This is a genomic window from Leucobacter insecticola (assembly GCF_011382965.1).
GTDB classification, from domain to species: Bacteria; Actinomycetota; Actinomycetes; order Actinomycetales; family Microbacteriaceae; genus Leucobacter; species Leucobacter insecticola.
The window spans coordinates 1,993,755-2,011,449 of the sequence record NZ_CP049934.1 but is presented as its reverse complement, the minus strand read 5'-3'; the positions used below and the strand labels follow the sequence as shown (position 1 = coordinate 2,011,449).

Sequence of the window (17,695 nt, the reverse complement as noted above, 5' to 3'; positions counted from 1 at the left end):
GTTTACTGTGGGGCTTATCGTCTGGACTTCGTGTGGCGTGGTGGGGCTTGATCGGATTCATTTCCCGCCGTTACTTCTTCATGGAAGTTGCCCCCTGGGTCTTCCCCGTGGTCGGAGGCCTGTTCATATCCACTCACATCGGCAAGGACATTGACTGGTTCTGGCTCGTGATTGGGATCTGCATAATCCTTGTCGGAACGGTGCCGCTAGGAATCCGTGCCTATTGCCGTGAACACGTTCAGAAGGGTCTAGATCAGCAAGACGCGCGTGAAAGGGTCTGTCTGAGAATTGTGTCGAACTTGGTTCCGCAGTTGCCACTGAGTGGACAGGGGTCCCTCGCGCAACGAATCAGTCTCAGGAACCGTCTTCTGCATGAGACGATCATGAACCTCGTCAATAGTGCGTATCCGGCGAAGCTTGGTTACCGAATCACGTTCTACGAGCTTGGGCAGGATGAAGAGCACGGCGTTCAGTTGCGACCTCTAGTGAGTCGGGGTCGAAGCCACCGGCCGAGCACACACGCTCAGGGCAATGAAGCTTTTGACGGAATGATGGAGTTACTCAACGGCTCCATCGAGTCAACGAGCAAATCAGACGTTCGTGGGCACGATTACACGAGCTACGCACAAGCGGCTGTGTCGCGAGGCGACGCCCTGTATGGTGTCATCTCAATCGATACCAATGCCGAGATTGCCCTTTCGGAATCCGATGAGGCTAATCTAACTCCAATCGCTGATGTGCTTGCGGCATTCTTCTTTGCGGCTGATCCCGGGAATCGCGATCAAGCTCCCGAATTTTATTCTGAAGTGCAACACTGACCGGTTCGCAACGAGTCTAGCTGCTCTTGGAACGCTTCATACGGTGTCAGCCAAGCGAGGTTTTTGCGGGGCTGGTTGTTGATCTCGGCGATCACTGATTGGAGTTCTTCTTCGCTGACCTGACTGAAGTCGGTCCCCTTCGGATAGGTGCGGCGTAGCCTGCCGTTGTGGTGTTCGTTCGTGCCTCGCTGCCACGACGAGTAGGGGTCCGCGAAATAGGTTTTCATGCCCAGCTCGGTGACGAGTTCGGTGTGGAGATGCATCTCGGTGCCGTTGTCCATCGTCGTCGAGCGACGGGCTCCTGGAGGCAGCGAAGCGAAGATCCGTTTCTGCGCATCAACGCCATCGCGTGAGGTGAGCGTGTCGACTTTCGTGGCGAACATCATGCGGGTTTGTCGTTCGACCTCGGTATGCACGCCGCCGCCAACGCTGCGTACCCCCACAACGCTGTCGCCTTCCCAATCCCCAAATGTCGCCCGTTCGTTCACCTCGGGTGGGCGGTGGTGGATTGAGACACGGTTCGGGATCTTCGAGGAGTGGACCTTACGTCCGTGGTGTTTGCGGCGTTTCTTATGTCCGCGGGGGAGGTACTCGGCGAGTCTGCGATCCCGGTTCTTGGGTGCGTAGACGAAGCGGTAGATCGTTTCTGGGCAAGCCCACATTTGGGGGTCGTCGGGGAAATCGATTCTGACTCGTCCGGCCACCATTTCCGGGGTCCATCCGCCCTTGAGTTTGTTCTCGACGTAGGTGATCGCTTTCGGCGTGGTGAGGCGGGTGGGCTGGTGTGAGCGCTTGGCGCGCTCGCATGCTTTCTTCTGCGTGCGAGCTGCCCGATACTGGGTGGGGGTGAGTTCGTCGCCGTGGAGGGCTGGGTCACGGTAGGGGGTGTAGGAGGCATTCTCGCGGGAGGGCCGCCAACTGTTACGGCGCGTCTCGCGGGAGATTGTTGAGGGGCTCCGTCCGAGGTGTTTCGCGATGGCGCGGCAGGAAAAGCCAAGATCGTGTTTCTTCTCGATCTCGATACGTTCTTCCAGGGTGAGGTGACGGTATTGTGTATTCACGGGAGTGTGGCTTTCTTGATCAGTGGTGTGATGATTACCGATCAAGTGTCGCACTCCCGCTTTATTTCCCGGGGGTCATCCGCGGGAGTCGGGGGTGTTGCACTTCAGAACAGAACTCGGGGCTGAGTCAATCTGGAGCCAGAGGATGTACGCTATCAGGAAGAGATTTACGGTGAGAGGGGCTGATCGGAAATGACGTTCACGCCAATGCCCTACAGGCTTGCCCCGGAAATCGTTGCTAAACGTCAGCAAAAGCGCGAAGCCAAGCTGCATCAGAGTTTTGACGAGACGGTGAAAGAGGTTCGCCGCGAACGACAGAGCCTCAAGAAGGTGCGACGCAACGAGCTGAGTTCCAAATCTGTCAGCGGTCGTTTCACCAGCCGCTAACTGTCGGATGCGTGTCGCGTGCCCTCCCGGCACTAAGCTTGTGGGGTACCCGTTGCTCTCGCAGCGCAGTTCGAGGGAAGGTTTCGGTTGTCGATCCTGGAGCAGATTCAAGGGCCACGCGACCTTGACCGTCTGAGTAACGAAGAGTGCAAACAGCTCGCGGCGGAGATCCGCGAGTTCTTGATCGCAGAGGTCGCAAAGACCGGAGGTCACCTCGGCCCGAATCTTGGCGTCGTTGAACTCACCATTGCTCTTCACCGCGTCTTTGAATCGCCGCGCGACCCGATCGTCTTTGATACTGGCCATCAGAGTTACGTTCACAAGCTGCTGACAGGCCGCCGCGACTTTTCTATGCTCCGTCAGCGCGGAGGACTCTCAGGCTATCCGCGCCGCGCTGAGTCAGAGCACGACATCGTCGAAAGTTCGCACGCCTCGAGCTCACTGAGCTGGGCCGACGGCATCTCCAAAGCTTTTATGCGCACGGGCCAGCAAGATCGTTTCGTCGTCGCCGTCGTCGGTGACGGCGCACTCACGGGCGGTATGACTTGGGAAGCACTCAACAACATCACCGACGATAACGACCGGAATCTCGTCATCGTGGTGAACGACAACGGCCGCTCGTATGCCCCGACGATCGGGGGCATGGCCCGGTTCTTGAACTCGGTGCGTGTCACCGGCAGCTACCGCGACCTGCAGGAAGGTAGCGAGCGACTCTTTTCTCGCTTCGGGACGCTGGGGCAAACCGTATACCGCTCGGCCCGCGGTGCCATGCGTGGCTTCGTAAGTCGCGCCTCAGACAATCAGGATCTCTACAGCAACCTTGATATCAAGTACATCGGCCCCGTGCACGGGCACGATCTTGGTGCGATCGAGCTTGCCCTGCACCAAGCCAAGGACTACGGCCAGCCAACTCTGGTGCACGTGATCACCGAAAAGGGACGCGGCTACGCGCCCGCAGAAAACGATGTCGCTGACCAGTTTCACGCGATCGGCCAGTTCGACCCGGGAAGCGGTGCAGCACTCGAAACCGGTGGCGATGCCAGCTGGACCTCAGTCTTTCGTGAAGAGATCGTTCGCATCGCGGAAACGAACGAACACGTGGTCGCGATCACCGCTGCCATGCTTGCGCCGACCGGGCTTGACGCGATGGCGGAGAAGTTTCCGGATCGCGTTTACGACGTCGGGATCGCTGAACAGCACGCGGTCACCAGCGCCGCGGGCCTGGCCTACGGTGGACTCCACCCGGTTGTAGCGGTATATGCGACGTTCATGAACCGCGCCTTCGACCAGCTACTGATGGACGTTGCCCTGCACCACGCGGGTGTCACCTTTGTTCTCGACCGTGCCGGCATCACGGGCCCCGATGGCGCAAGCCACAACGGGGTGTGGGATCTCGCGACGCTCCAAGTGGTGCCAGGCATCAGGATTGCGTCTCCGCGCGACGAACCAACGCTCCGCGAGCTTCTCGCAGAGGCTGTTGGCATTAATGATGGTCCCACCGTCGTGCGTTACCCGAAAGGTGCCGTAGGCGCGGAAGTGCCCGCGCTCCGCCGAACCAGTGACGGCGTTGATGTGCTGCGCGAAGACACCGCGAGCGGGGGAGTACGCGACGTGCTTTTCGTCGCCGTAGGGCCAATGTCGCGCGTCGCGCTCGATGCCGCTGAGATTCTTGCGCAGCAGGGCATCACCTCGACCGTGATCGATCCGCGCTGGGTGGTGCCGATCGCACCATCGGTGACCGATATTGCTCGGGATCACCGCCTGCTCATCAGCATCGAAGACGGCATTCGCGTTGGGGGTGTTGGTACCCGGATCCGACAGGCCATCCGTGACGCCGGTGTCGATACTGCCGTGAGCGAGCGTGGCACTCCCGACGAGTTCCCGGATCACGCATCACGGGCCGAGCTACTGCATGATGCGGGCCTCACCGCCGAACAGATCGCAGCAGACGTCATCGAGCAGGTGCGCGGGACCAGGATCCCGATCGCCCGCCCCGAGTAGCGACCACCGTCCACCCGGCGATGCACTACCAGAGTGCTCAGGTGCGACGGGCGGAACTTAAGCGGTTGCCCGTGAATCCGGTTGGGGGAAGTCGCTTCACGGGCAACCACATTTAGGACCGCCGCGCCCGCCTCCCCAGGAGCAAGAGCGCTGCGGTAAGTATGAGGGGTACAGAAATGAGCGCCAAACGACCGTCCGTTCCTGTTGCAGCAAGTTCGCCGTCCGGGCGCGTCACGGCATCGGGTGGTGTCGTCGGCGGGTTCGGATCCGTCGGTGCTGCCGGCTCGCCTTCCCAAACGGCGTAGAGCACGTTAGGAAGCCCTGGGTGTCAACGAGGTCAAACTCTTGGCCTGACCTCAGCGTAACGACGGCCTGGCCTGACGCGTCTTGGCAGGTGGCCGCGACGGGCGGTGACGGGCACCAACCCAAGAACTCGTGGTCTGCGCGGATCGGCTCGGGCAGGATCAACCAGTGGCGACCAAATGGATACGCGGGGGAGATGCCCGTGTATTCGGGCACCCCCGCGAAGGATGCGCGATGTCCTTCGCCTTCGGGATACGCAAACCGCTGCGAAGATCCATTCATCTCCGCGATCGTGCCTCCATCAAGTTCGAGTTTGAGCTCTCTGTACCCGGTAATGTCGTAGTCAAACGACCCGGGGGAAAGCTCCGAAGCCCAAACCGTATCGGTCTGTGACGTTGCGCCATACCAGAAGAGGTGTCCGTTTTCGGCAATGATTCCGTTTCCCAGGGTGATCGAGTTTGCACCGTCGCCCGGAGGCGCGCCTGTACGAATCTCAACGACAACCGGGAGCGAACGAGAAAGGAAGGCACCTCGCGCGAGCCGGAGTTCTTGCAGTGTCGATGGGAGAGTGACCCAGGCAAGTCTGTTCTCGCTGTTGTTTGACTGGTAAAAGCCGTCAACGCCGACCGACAACGAGAGCAGACCCTCTGGAAAGTCGATCCGTTCAAGCGCGTTCTTTCCGCCGCCGGGTGCCCACTGTGAAAAGGTGCGATACCCGACCGAAAGCTCCTTCAGCGTCGACGGGAAGTTGATCTCACGCAGGGCGTTATCCTCACTCTGAAGCAGGCCCCGATCTGGTAAAACGCGTGATCGCCAATCGCCAGGGTTTCAAGCCCCTCTGGGAAGGTGACTGAAGCGAGGGCATTGTCACCCGTGGAATAGACGCGTCGACCCTGCGAGAAAGCCCCCGCCCGAATGTTCAAACTCTTCAGCGAGCTTGGAAATACGATATCGCGCAGCGTGTTGTCCTCGTTGGACGCGTACTGGTAAAAGGCCTGTTCGAAGATATCAAGGGAGGTGAGTCCCTCGGGAAATACCACGGAAACGAGCGTATTGGCGGCGTCGTTCTGGAAGAAGGCGTTGATTCCTACCGACATCTCAGTGACGTTAGCCCCGCCCGTGAACACGATCTGACGAATCGTATTGCTGCAGCCTTCGACGATCTCAGTGGGAATGTGCACAGCCTCCCAGGGGCCGGAACCTTCCCAATATCAAAGCCAAGATCCAGCAGGCCATTTCCTGCGTCGGTGACCGTGATGATCCCCGTCGCGTCAGTGCCAATCGTGCACGCGGCGCTCGGCCCGCCGATCGTGTACTCATTCGCAGCGAACGGGACCGGCGCTGGCGCTGGCGGCAGAAGCGGGTTCTCAACCGGCGCCTCGGTCCCGCCTTCGGAGAGTGCCTCGGTGGCCGGCAACGTCCCATCCTGCGGAGAGGCAATCGCAGGGGCGGTCAGTGCGACGGCAGTCAGCACGCCACCCGCGACCGCGCAAAAGGTCTTCACGGCCAGTCTTCTCGGGTTCACAGGGTCTCCTTCGGCTCTGAATCAACCAGTCGCCGGATTTGACGACCATCAACAGCACCCAGCAGAAGCCAGGCGGCGGTTGGGGCACCAAGCACAGCCAATGCCCACCATGGAGAACCCGGGCCCGGAGCGATGGTGGCGAGGTCCTTCGAGCCGTCCTCCTCGGGGTTTGGAATCCGCTCGCCTCTGATCAGCAGACGATGCGAATTGATCCCGGTTGGAGTGCAGGTCATGAGGGTGGCATAGTCTTTGCCTTCGACAGGCTTCAGCGCATCACCAAAATATACGGTCTCGACCACTTCGATGTTGTCAACCTGGTAGTACATGCGTTCACCCAAGGTCTGCGTGACAAAAACATCGCCGGTCTTCAACTTAATGAGGTCAGTGAAGAGGCGGGCATTGGGGCGACCCGAGTGCGCGACGATAATCGAGTGTGTTGACTCGCCACCCACCGGCAATGACGAACCATAGAGGTGCCCGGCATTCCAGTCGAGGGTCTCATCATTGGTACCGTGCAGGATCGGCAGCTTGGTATTGATCTTGGGTACTTCAATCCAGGCCATCGGCTCGTCTGGGCCGATCCGAAGCTGCGAGTAATAGTCGGCCTGGTCGGTGGGTTCTATCTACTTAGGTGCCCGAAGTCGCCGGATCAGTGAGGGGCACGCGCCGTCTCGCCTTTCAGCACATACCCACACGGGAGCGGCACGATGCAGGAGAAGGGGGACAGATGGGGGCAAATCGTGATGAGACTGGCCCCTGAACAAGGTGAAAAGGTATGAAATCTATCCATTTTGGTGCCCGCGAGAGCTATCTATCTTGGCGCCACGGGTGCACAATGGGCGCCTGGACATCTTCAGACTCATCGCTTCCCTCCTGAACAAGTTCACGATAGGTGGTGGGCTCACTGCGCACCGCACAACGAAGAAGCCACATAAAGACGAGGCCACGATCGCGGCAGTTCCGAAGGTTGAAGCGGAAGACAAACTCGTCGAGGTACTCCATCAAGTGTTCGACGCTTCCAGCATTACGATACGTCCCGGAGAGCATTCGCCGTAGCAGCATAAAGACTCGCTGAACAGCAGATCTTGTGGCGGGATTTCCGCGCGGCCAAGCTGGGGGTCCGACGTGGCGGTAGCCCTCGATGGCGCGTGTGAACATCCGGCGGCTACGTGAAATAATCGTGGATCCCAAGGCCACGTTTGCCTCCACAAAGTCACGCAGCGGGGCCGCTGTCCGGTTAGAGAGCAACGCAAGACGCACCCTTCCGCGCCCTTGCGGGTCGAGTTCAATCGCACAAGCGATATGCGTCTCAGGGCCGGTTCCAGGAGCGACGGTGCCGGGTTGCAGCCGACCAAGAGCGATCACCCCAACTTCAACGCGACCGGTTAAGGGCTCGGCAGCTGCAGCGGGCATGATCCGCCGGAGTTTCCCGAGCATCGCCCAAGCCGTCTGATAAGACGCGATTGGGAGATCACGGTGCAGAGAAGACGCCGATACTCCCTCCCTGCTTGACGCGACAAGCCACACGACTTCAAACCACACTGAGAGGGGGATACGAGTCTTGTCAAAGACCGTCCCCGAGGTGACGGACACACGCTTACGACAACAGCGGCAGCGGTACCGCCCGCCCTCACGTGCTGCCGAGTCTTCACCACAACGGGGGCGCAGAAAACCGCTTGGCCAGCGCAGCCATTCCAGGTAGTCAAGGCATGATTCATCGGTACCGAACCACGATTGCAACTCGGTCGTATCCGTTGGGTAGTCTCGACTCGCGACGAGTCCGACTACATCGGGTAACATGATTTTTTCCACAAAGCGGGACCCCCTCCATTGCCTTGTGGTATCGATCTTAGAAGCCTCAAGGCCGTGAAAAAATCGCTTTGCTATCCACTTAGATGACCAAATTTGTTGGCTGGCCAGAGTCTGTGCCGTAAAAAAACCGTTCTATGCGCGCAAGTTCGCGCTTCGAATTTTTGCTATGTAAAATTTTGTCGCACGCCAAATGTCTTGGCCCGAATCTCTATTGCTTTACTTCATTCAAGCTGGATTCGTCTGTCTTGTGGCTCCGACCCTGGACTCGCCGGAGCCACAAGCAAAAGGGGGCCTATCCTCGGCCGGCGATCGGGGGCGAGTGGAATTTCACCCCGAAGACGCGCTCTGACGCACCGGAGCGGTCGAGGTAGGGTGTCGCACCGCCAGCTTGGAAGGGCCAGCCCGCACCGAGGATCAGGCAGAGGTCGATATCTTCGGCCGCTGTCACCACGCCCTCGTCGAGCATAATCTTGATCTCGCCCGCGAGCTCGTCTTCTACGCGACGCAGGATCACCTCTTCGGAGACCGCGGTCTTGCCGAGCTTAACGGCCTTCTTACCCGCCTTTGACAGATCCTCGACCTTGCCGAGCTTCGTCTTTGTAAGCGGCTCTGCAATCTCCGCGAGGGCGTGCAGGTTGGGCGATGCGTAGAAGCGCTCGGGGAACGCTGCCACCATTGTGTCTTGCACGTGTGCCGCGACCTTCCAGCCGACGAGGTCGATCAGTTCGAAGGGGCCCATTGGCAGCCCGATGGGGGCGAGAGCGCGTTCAACCACCGGCATCGGCGTACCCTCATCGAGTGCGCGAGCCGCCTCTCCCATCACCTTTGCGAGCAGGCGATTCACAACAAAGCCGGGGCGATCCGCTGTAATCACAGCGCTCTTGCCGAGCTTCTTCGCGACCGCCATAGCTGTTGCAAGCGTCGAGTCACTCGTCGTCTCAACTTTCACCACCTCGATCAGCGGCATGACCGCGACCGGGTTGAAGAAGTGGAAGCCCACGAGCCGTTCCGGATTCGCAAGGTTCGCACCGATCTCCTCGACCGAGAGCGAAGAGGTGTTGGTGGCGAGGATCGCGGTTTCTGAGATGATCGGTTCGATCTCGGCGAAGACCTGCTGCTTCACACCGAGCTCTTCGAAGACGGCCTCGATAACCCAGTCGCAGTCTGCGTAGAGCGACTTATCTGTGGTGCCGCTGACGAGAGCCTTGATCTGGTTCGCGTCGTCGCGCGAGAGGCGCCCCTTCTCCTGCATCTTGTCGACCTCACCATAGATGTAGTCGATGCCCTTGTCGACGCGCGACTGATCCAGATCGGTGATGAGCACGGGCACCCGCAGGCGGCGCGCAAACAGCAGAGCGAACTGGCTGGCCATGAGGCCCGCACCGATCACACCAACTTTCTTCACCGGGTGCGCGAGCTCACGATCCGGAGCGCCCGCTGGCCGCTTAGCGCGCTTCTGCACCAGATCGAAGGCATAGATGGAGGCAGCAAACTGGTCGCCAGAAATGAGTTCCGTGAGCGCATCATCCTCGCGTTCGAAGCCGCGATCCCGGTCGTTGTCCCTCGCGGCGTTCAAGAGCTCAAGCGCGACGTAGGGCGACTTAGCCGCTGTACCGATGCGTGCTTTGAGGGTGTCGCGGGCAATCTTGATCGCTGCCGGCCACTTCGTGAGACGCTCGAGCTTGCCCGGTTCGTTGGGACGTTCCACCTTCACTGATCCTGAAAGCACTCCGTCTGCCCACGCCACAGAGCGCTCGAGGAAGCTCGCCGCGCCAAACATTTCGTCAAACAGGCCCATTTCAAAGGCCTGCTTGGGCTTCAGCATCCGGTTGTTCTTCAGCGGGTTCGAGACGATGACCTCGAGCGCCTTCTCGATCCCGATCAGGTTGGGCACGATCGTGGTGCCGCCCCAGCCCGGAATAATGCCGAGGAAAACCTCGGGGAACGCGAGCGCCGCCGTCGATGAGTCGAGCGTGCGGTAATCGCAGTTGAGCGCGATCTCCATGGCGCCGCCGAGCGCCAGTCCATTTACAAACGCGAACGACGGCACGCCGAGCGAACTGAACTTGCCGAGAACGTGGTGACCGTACTGCGCCATCAGACGCGCGTTCTCGCGGGTGGCGAGGGTCGAAACCTTCGAGAGGTCCGCGCCGGCAGCGAAGATGAACTGCTTGCCGGTGACGGCTACCGCCTTGATTTCTCCGGCGGCGGCACGCGCCTTCTGCTCGTCGAGCACCTTGCCAAGCGCCTGCAGCGTCAGCGGTCCGAGCGTGTTCGGCCTCGTGTAGTCACGGCCGTTGTCGAGCGTGATCAGCGCGAGGGTGCCACCTGACGGGAGCGCAACGTCTCGCACGTACGACTCGGTGATGATCTCGTCGGCGGACACCGCGAGGAGCGGGGAAAAGTCAATCGTGTTGTAGTCGGTCATCGCGAGTTACTTCCTCTTCTTGCCGTCGAAGTGCGGGTTTTCCCAGATCATGGTGCCGCCCTGTCCGAGGCCCACACACATGGCCGTCACGCCGTAGCGGACGTCCGGGCGCTGCTCGAACTGGCGAGCAAGCTGGATCATGAGGCGGACCCCCGAAGCCGCGAGCGGGTGGCCGAGCGCGATCGCGCCGCCCCAGGGGTTCACACGGGGATCGTCGTCCGAGATCCCGAAATGATCGGTGAACGAGAGCACCTGCACAGCAAATGCCTCATTGAGTTCAAACAGTCCGATGTCGTCAATGGTCAGGCCCGCACGCCGCAGCGCCTTCTCCGTTGACGGGACCGGCCCCAGCCCCATCACCTCGGGCTCCACGCCGGCGTAGGCGAAACCGACCATCCGCATCTTGGCGGTCATGCCGAGTTCGCGCGCGGTGTCTCCGCCTGCGAGCAGCGACACGGTCGCGCCATCGGTGAGCGGAGAGGCATTGCCCGCCGTCACTCGGCCGTGGGGTCGGAAGGGCGTCTTCAGCCCGGCGAGCCCCTCCATCGTCGTCTCTGGGCGACGGCCCTCGTCTTCCGTAGCGAGACCCCAGCCTGCAGCCGACCGCAGCGCGACCGGGACCAGGTCAGGCTGAATATCGCCCCGGTCGTATGCAGCTTGGACCTTCTGCTGGCTCAGCATGCCGAAACGATCCGCCCGTTCCTTGGTGAGCTGCGGGAAGCGGTCATGCAGGCGCTCGGCGGTGATCCCCATGTTGAGTGCGTCAGGGCTCACGAGCTTTTCAGCAACAAAGCGGGGGTTCGGATCCGCATCAAGGCCGATGGGGTGCCTCCCATGTGTTCGACGCCGCCAGCGATCGCGAGATCGTACTGGCCCGCACCGATAGCGCTGCCCATCATCGAGGCCACTGTCATCGCACCCGCGCACATACGGTCGAGCGCGTAGCCTGGAACGGTGACGGGGAGGCCCGCGAGCATCGCCACTGTGCGTCCGAGCGTGAGCCCCTGATCACCCTGCTGGGTCGTTGCGGCAATTCCTACGTCATCGATTCGATCGAGTGGCAGCTGGGGGTTTCGTTCGATCAGCCCCTGCAGCGCCTTTACCGCGAGATCGTCGGAGCGAGTCCCCGCGTACATCCCCTTGTCTCCAGCACGTCCAAACGGGGTACGCACCCCGTCCACGAACACAACTTCTCTCATCGCGGCCACTTCGCCTCCATCGGGTCTGCTTATTTAGTGCTCACCCCATCCTAGAGACGGCGCCTCAATATGTTGAGACGACGTACAGTTCCACCGCTGGTCACCGCAAGACCGGGAGGGGCGTTATCTAGATTCTACAAACGCAGCGGCCAGTATTGGTGCCGAAAGTGCAGCCTGCCAGTCACGGGCGCCTAGCCCTTTGAGTCTCAGGGCGATGCTTTCAGGAGAGAGATCTTGGGGCGGATCCCAGGCAAGACGGCGCACAGTGTCTGGCGTGATGAGGTTCTCCGCGGGCATGCGCAGCCGTTCGGCCTCGGCCTCAATTCCGGCTCTTGCCGCGGCGAGCCTTGCCGCGGCCTCCGGGTGCCGGTGTGCCCAGCCGCGGTGGTGCGGGATCGAATCGGGATCACGCGGCCGCAGACCGGGCAGATCCTCGGTGGTTTTGCCCCGGAGGATCGCCTCCCACCAGCGATCAATCTCGGTGCGGCTGGCACGGCCCCTGAACGTCTGCAGCCTGGCGAGGTCGTTCTTTGAGCGCGGGTTGGCGGCGGCGGCAGCAATGATCGACTTGTCGGGGACAAGTCTGCCAGGAGCGGTGTCGGTTGCGCGCGCGAGCTCATCGCGTGCAAGCCAGAGTTCGCGCACGAGGGCAAGCGATCTGGGGCTGCGCAGATCCGGTCCGTTCGCAAGCTTTCGCCACGGCTCGGCGGGCTGAAGTTTCTCGGGCTTGTTGCGCACCGCTTCAAACTCTTCGAGAGCATAATCGAGCTTTCCCTGCTCCTTGAGGTCCTCGAGCACCGCGTCACGGAGGTCCGGGAGCAGCGCGACATCAAACGCTGCATATTCGAGCCAGGATTCTGGAAGGGGCCGCACCGACCAGTCCGAGGCCGAATGAGCCTTATCGAGCTTAATGCCGAGCAACTGTTCGACAACTGAGCCAAGCCCCACGCGCTCATAACCGAGCAAACGAGCCGCGAGCTCGGTGTCGAAGAGTCTGGGTGGGCGCAGGCCGAGCAACTCGAGGCAGGGGATATCCTGACTCGCCGCGTGGAAGATCCACTCTTCGTCTCGGATCGCGTCCGCAAGCGGCGCGAAATCTCGGATTCCCACCGGGTCGAAGAGAAACGTACCTGATCCCCGGCGAAACACCTGCACCAAATAGGCTTCAGAACCATAGCGGTAGCCTGAGGCGCGCTCCGCGTCGACCCCGACCGCTCCGGTTCCCTCCGCGAGAGCTGCGGCGGCCCTGCGAAGACCGTCGTCGTCGGAGACCAGGGACCATTCGGTTTCGAGTTCTGACTGTTCAACCACGCTGACTATGCTCCCGGAAATGTCTGACGTGTGCGGCGAGCTGAAAGCGAATCAACACCCTCGTGGTGTGGGAGACCTGCGAGCAGGCACAGCAGCTCGGACCACGCTTCGGCGTGAGCCTCGAAGCCTGTGCCGAGCGGGGTCCAAGAGGCCCGTAATTCGATCTGAGCAGCGTCTCCCTGCGATTCGAGGCCTCCGAAACCGGAGGACAGGGTCTTAGTTGCGGTGCCGGAAAGGAAGGTGTATTTGGCATCCCGGGAGTCCAAAGCGTCAACAAGCCAGGACCAGGCGACATCTGAAATGAACGGATCCACGCCAATCTCGACTTCGAGTGGCGCCTGGGCGAAGCACACGATCCGAAACGGCCCGCCCCATTCTTCTGCGGACTCGGGGTCGTACATGAGCACGATGCGACCCGCTCCGTACGCAGAATCGAGCACGCTGTCGTCATCGTCATCGCTACCGCGCGCGATACCCGCGGCGAAGGCGATGGAGTGGGGGGCGATTCGCTCTGGGGCTGGAATCTCACGAGAGCGCAGCTCGCTTCTCAGCCTGGCGCCGCGAAGTTGCTCCACAGCAGCCAAGAACTCAGAAGGTTGCCCTGCGATCGTTGCCATCACACAGGGAACACTAGAGTTCGCCATGCAGGAGTTGCGGTTGCCACGCCGGAGAGCGTCGACAACGGCGCCGCGGGCGGTGCAGCTAAACTGGGAAGGATGCCTCACGATACTCAGCACAGCGCCGCGCGACTCGTCGACCGAAGCCCCAGCATCTCCGGTACTGAACTTGTTGCAACCCTCGTGCCTCCACGCCAATTCGATCACGCAAGCTTCGACTCGTATCGACCCGACCCCGAGTATTCTTCTCAGGCCGAGGCCCGCGATGTATTGCGCGCCTTCGCTGAGCCAGAAGCTCCGGTGTCCCGCGGCGGTCTCTTTGGGTTCGGACGCAAGAAGCAGGCGGAGCCCCAGACAGCGGCGCCGAGACGACCGGGCGTCTACCTTGACGGGGGCTTTGGCGTCGGGAAGACGCACCTGCTCGCCGCCACTTGGCACGCGACCGCGGGGCGCAAATACTTCGGCACCTTCATCGAGTACACCGCTCTCGTCGGAGCACTCGGCTACGACGGCGCCGTCGGCGTCCTACAGGGTGCCCGACTGATCTGCATCGACGAGTTTGAGCTCGATGATCCGGGCGACACAATGCTCATGACCCGGCTGATCAAGGATCTCACGTCCAGCGGTTCCCGTATCGTTGCAACCTCAAACACACCGCCGAACGCCCTCGGCGAGGGCCGCTTCGCCGCAGCCGATTTCATGCGTGAGATTCAGGCCATGTCTGATCGCTTCACCACGATCCGCATCGACGGGGTCGATTACCGTCAGCGCGACCTCGTGGGGGAGGCCGTGACACTCTCTGATGACGCCTACCGCTTCGCCCTTGCAGACGTGGTGGCTTCCGGTGAGCGCATGACCGACGACGACTTCACAGATCTCGTGTCGCACCTGGCAACCGTGCATCCTTCAAGTTACGTCGGCATGCTCGACGGTGTGCAGTCGATCGGGCTCCGCGAGGTGCGCGAGCTGACAGACCAGTCCGCAGCGCTGCGCCTCGTCGCCTTCATCGACCGTGTGTACGACGCACAGATCCCGATCCGAGCGACTGGAGTGCCGCTTACGAGCGTGTTCGGTGGCGGGATGCTCGACGGCGGATACCGCAAGAAATACCTCCGCTGTATGTCGCGACTGAACGCGTTGACCTCCAGCGAAGTAGTGGTCTAACTCGCAGCATTACCCCCTTTTTTCAGGGCTGAATACGCCCTACACTTCGAGCATGAACTCGACAAAAGGTGCACTCCCGCCGCGGGTATTGGTGACGGGAGCGAGCGGATACATTGGTGGTCGTCTGGTCCCACTTCTGCTTGAGGCGGGCTATCGGGTGCGCGTGCTGGTTCGTGATTCCAGTCGACTTCGAGATGTGCCCTGGATCAATCAGGTGGAAGTCTGTGAAGGAGACCTGCGCGACACCGCTCGCCTGTTGCCAGCTTGCGCAGGGGTTGATGCGGCGTACTATCTCGTTCACTCGATGGGTCCCGGCGCGAGCCGCAAGACCTTTTCCGGTATTGAAGAGGAGTGCGCCAGGAACTTTGTGACGGCCGCGGAGAGCTCGGGTATAGGAAGGATCGTGTATCTCAGCGGGTTGCACCCGGATGGCGATTTGTCCCAGCATTTGACCTCGCGCGCGGCTGTAGGCGAGGTGTTCCTCAGTTCTTCGGTACCCTCCGTGGTCTTGCAGGCGGGAGTGGTCATCGGTTCGGGATCCGCGTCGTTCGAAATGATCCGGCATCTGACGGAGGTGCTGCCGTGGATGCCTGCCCCGCGGTGGGTCAAAAATTTGGTGCAACCAATTGCGGTCCGAGACGTTCTTCACTACCTCTTACACGCTCTCGAGCTGGATCCTCTGAGCAATCGCACCTTCGACATTGGTGGGCCCGATGTGCTCAGTTATGCGGATGTCATGAATGGATATGCCGCGGCAGCTGGACTTCCCAAACGCAGGATCCTCGCGCTCCCGGTGCTCACTCCCCGGCTCGCGGCCCACTGGGTGAACATCGTGACGCCAATCCCGTACAGTCTCGCAGGCCCGCTCGTCGAATCGCTGCAGCACGACTGCGTGGTGCGTGAGCATGACATTACCTCCTTGATCCCGGAACCGGAAGGCGGCCTGACCGGTTATCGCGATGCAGTGAGCCTCGCGCTCGGCAAGATGCGCGACGGCCAGGTCGTCACAAGCTGGCAGAACGCATCGGTGGCTGGCGCTCCGAGTGATCCGCTGCCGAGCGATCCTGAATGGGCGGGGCATCGCGTCTACACGGATGTTCGCAGCCGAGAGTGTGCTGCGTCGACCGCGCAACTCTGGCGGGTCATCGAGGGCATTGGTGGTGAGCGCGGCTGGTACTCGTTTCCACTTGCCTGGGCGGTTCGGGGCTGGATGGACAAGTTTGTCGGCGGGGTTGGACTGCGGCGGGGACGCCGCGATCCTGACTCGCTGCTCGTGGGGGAGGCTCTTGACTTTTGGCGCGTGGAAGGCCTTGAGCGTGGGCAACTTCTGCGGTTGCGGGCCGAGATGAAGGTTCCGGGGCGAGCATGGCTCGAAATGCGCGCGATTCCCGGCGCAGACGGTCAGGGATGCCGCTACGAGCAACGGGCCGTATTCTTTCCACGTGGATTGCTCGGCAGACTGTACTGGTACGCGGTGCTCCCTTTCCACGGCATTATCTTTAGTGGTATGGCAAATCGAATCATCCAAGCAGCCGGCGTGAGTAAACAGTGAGCGGATCCGGTACGCCCCCGCTGACTCTGGTGTGGCTGCGCAACGACCTGAGGCTTGAGGACAATCCGGCGCTGCTCGCCGGGCTAGATGCCGCGGGCGCACACGGCTCGACCGTGGTGGTCTACGTGCTCGAAGAGCTGGACGCTACCGACCATGCGGTGGAGCGTGCTTCAGGATCCGGCGATCCTGAAGCAGCATGGACGCCCGACTTGCGCGCGCCGAGGCCTCTCGGAGGCGCCGCCCGCTGGTGGTTACACCATTCACTCGCGGCTCTCGCCGAACAATTGCGCGCTCTCGGGGGCGAACTGATCCTGCGGCGGGGTGACGCGGCGAGCATAATTCCCGAACTCGTCCGTGAGATTGGTGCGACGGGGGTGTACTGGAATCGGAGGTACACCAACGCTCGTGCCGTAGATTCGACGCTGAAGTCTCAGCTGCGTGCCGCAGGAATTGAGGTTCGAAGTTTCCACGCCAACCTGTTGAATGAACCCTGGACGGTGAGCACGGGGTCCGGTACTCCATTTCGAGTATTCACGCCGTATTGGCGGGCGTGTCTTTCGCTGCCGCATCCGCGAGCACCATATCCTGCGCCGACCCGGCTCTCCTCGCCAGCCGTCCAGATTGCCAGCGATGAGCTCGCATCATGGAACTTGCTGCCTCGTGATCCCGACTGGGCGGCAGGCTTTCGCGCGACCTGGCAGCCGGGGAGCAGGGGGCGCAGGATCGATTGGCTGCGTTCGTACACCAAGGCCTCAGTCACTACCATCGCCGTGACGAACCAGCGGAGCCCGTGAATTCAGTGCTCAGTCCGCATCTCAGATTCGGGGAAATCAGTCCGTTTCAGGTCTGGCATGCCGTGAATGCTGCGACTCATACGCGGGCTGGTGAGGCACAGTTTTGCGAGAACGCAGCCAAGTTCTTGAGCGAGGTGGGTTGGCGGGAGTTCAACGCAAGCATCCTGTTCCACACGCCCGGCCTGCGGGAACGAAATGTCCGGCCCGAGTTTGATGCGTTTCCTTGGCGGGAGCCTGAGCCGGAGGCGCTGCGTGCGTGGCAGCAAGGCCAGACCGGGATCCCGCTTGTCGACGCGGGGATGCGTGAACTCTGGCACACCGGGATCATGCACAACAGGGTCAGAATGGTGGCGGCGAGCTTCTTGGTGAAGAATCTGCTCGTCGATTGGCGGATCGGGGAGGCCTGGTTCTGGGACACGCTCGTCGACGCCGATGAGGCGAGCAACCCGGGAAACTGGCAGTGGGTCGCGGGCAGCGGTGTCGATGCGGCACCCTACTTTCGCGTGTTCAACCCGGAGACGCAGGCGAAGAAGTTCGATCCGCTGGGGGAGTATGTGGGGAAATGGATCCCGGAGCTTCGTCATGGAGGCTCTGCCGATGACCTCTTCGGCTCCGGCTATCCTGCTCCGATTGTGGATCTCCGCGAGACCCGCGTCGCCGCTCTCGCCGCCTACAGTGAGATACGAGCTACCGCCCCTGTTGAGGATTAGCCACTTTTATGAC

The 17,695-nt window shown here is 61.3% G+C and carries 13 protein-coding genes and 2 pseudogenes; 6 read left to right on the top strand and 9 right to left on the bottom strand.

The window, feature by feature from the left end; all coding sequences use genetic code 11:
- The first annotated feature begins 383 nt into the window (after nt 1-383).
- A complete protein-coding gene (locus G7067_RS09295; protein WP_166323683.1) occupies nt 384-818 on the top strand; it encodes a hypothetical protein in 435 nt (144 codons plus the stop codon).
- On the opposite strand, the gene G7067_RS09290 is transcribed toward G7067_RS09295, so the two are convergent.
- Entirely contained in the window at nt 797-1,879 is a 1,083-nt protein-coding gene (locus G7067_RS09290) for an IS30 family transposase (RefSeq protein ID WP_166323681.1), read from the bottom strand. The two genes, G7067_RS09295 and G7067_RS09290, sit on opposite strands and share 22 nt — an antisense overlap.
- A 192-nt stretch (nt 1,880-2,071) precedes the next feature.
- Here G7067_RS09290 and G7067_RS09285 point away from each other — a divergent pair, with 192 nt between their 5' ends.
- Nucleotides 2,072-2,266: a hypothetical protein gene (locus G7067_RS09285; RefSeq protein WP_166323679.1), complete on the top strand. Its 195-nt coding sequence runs from the start codon at nt 2,072-2,074 to the stop codon at nt 2,264-2,266.
- Nucleotides 2,267-2,353: 87 nt separating this feature from the next.
- Entirely contained in the window at nt 2,354-4,267 is a 1,914-nt protein-coding gene (gene dxs, locus G7067_RS09280; protein WP_166323677.1) for a 1-deoxy-D-xylulose-5-phosphate synthase, read from the top strand.
- Between the two features lie 231 nt (nt 4,268-4,498).
- Here dxs and G7067_RS09275 read toward each other — a convergent pair whose 3' ends face one another.
- The 8 genes and pseudogenes from G7067_RS09275 to G7067_RS09235 form a co-directional block, all read right to left on the bottom strand.
- The gene (locus G7067_RS09275; protein ID WP_166323675.1) at nt 4,499-5,203 is read right to left on the bottom strand and encodes a hypothetical protein; all 705 of its coding nucleotides are present in this window, start codon (nt 5,201-5,203) and stop codon (nt 4,499-4,501) included.
- A 98-nt stretch (nt 5,204-5,301) separates the two neighbouring features.
- Complete coding sequence (locus G7067_RS09270; RefSeq protein ID WP_205881117.1) at nt 5,302-5,751, bottom strand: leucine-rich repeat domain-containing protein; 450 nt, start codon at nt 5,749-5,751, stop codon at nt 5,302-5,304.
- 340 nt (nt 5,752-6,091) lie between these two features.
- On the bottom strand, nt 6,092-6,658 hold the full coding sequence (locus G7067_RS09260) for a class C sortase (RefSeq protein WP_244301037.1): 567 nt from the start codon (nt 6,656-6,658) through the stop codon (nt 6,092-6,094).
- A gap of 244 nt (nt 6,659-6,902) precedes the next feature.
- Nucleotides 6,903-7,895, bottom strand: coding sequence for an IS1595 family transposase (locus tag G7067_RS15260; RefSeq protein ID WP_166323669.1), 993 nt, complete (start codon nt 7,893-7,895; stop codon nt 6,903-6,905).
- Nucleotides 7,896-8,199: 304 nt separating this feature from the next.
- Entirely contained in the window at nt 8,200-10,335 is a 2,136-nt protein-coding gene (locus G7067_RS09250; RefSeq protein ID WP_166323667.1) for a 3-hydroxyacyl-CoA dehydrogenase NAD-binding domain-containing protein, read from the bottom strand.
- A gap of 6 nt (nt 10,336-10,341) precedes the next feature.
- Nucleotides 10,342-11,534, bottom strand: a pseudogene (locus G7067_RS09245) (thiolase family protein).
- 123 nt (nt 11,535-11,657) lie between these two features.
- Complete coding sequence (locus G7067_RS09240) at nt 11,658-12,845, bottom strand: HRDC domain-containing protein (RefSeq protein WP_166323665.1); 1,188 nt, start codon at nt 12,843-12,845, stop codon at nt 11,658-11,660.
- Nucleotides 12,846-12,850: 5 nt separating this feature from the next.
- Nucleotides 12,851-13,462: a DUF3000 domain-containing protein gene (locus G7067_RS09235; RefSeq protein WP_166323663.1), complete on the bottom strand. Its 612-nt coding sequence runs from the start codon at nt 13,460-13,462 to the stop codon at nt 12,851-12,853.
- Nucleotides 13,463-13,561: 99 nt separating this feature from the next.
- Here G7067_RS09235 and zapE point away from each other — a divergent pair, with 99 nt between their 5' ends.
- From zapE to G7067_RS09220, 3 genes and pseudogenes are all read left to right on the top strand, one after another.
- Nucleotides 13,562-14,626 (top strand): cell division protein ZapE, encoded by a 1,065-nt coding sequence (gene zapE, locus G7067_RS09230; RefSeq protein WP_166323661.1) that lies wholly within the window; start codon nt 13,562-13,564, stop codon nt 14,624-14,626.
- A 52-nt stretch (nt 14,627-14,678) separates the two neighbouring features.
- Nucleotides 14,679-16,178 (top strand): SDR family oxidoreductase, encoded by a 1,500-nt coding sequence (locus tag G7067_RS09225; RefSeq protein WP_166323659.1) that lies wholly within the window; start codon nt 14,679-14,681, stop codon nt 16,176-16,178.
- Nucleotides 16,175-17,682: pseudogene (locus G7067_RS09220) on the top strand (cryptochrome/photolyase family protein). Before G7067_RS09225 ends, G7067_RS09220 begins: the two are co-directional and overlap by 4 nt.
- Nucleotides 17,683-17,695 lie beyond the last annotated feature (13 nt).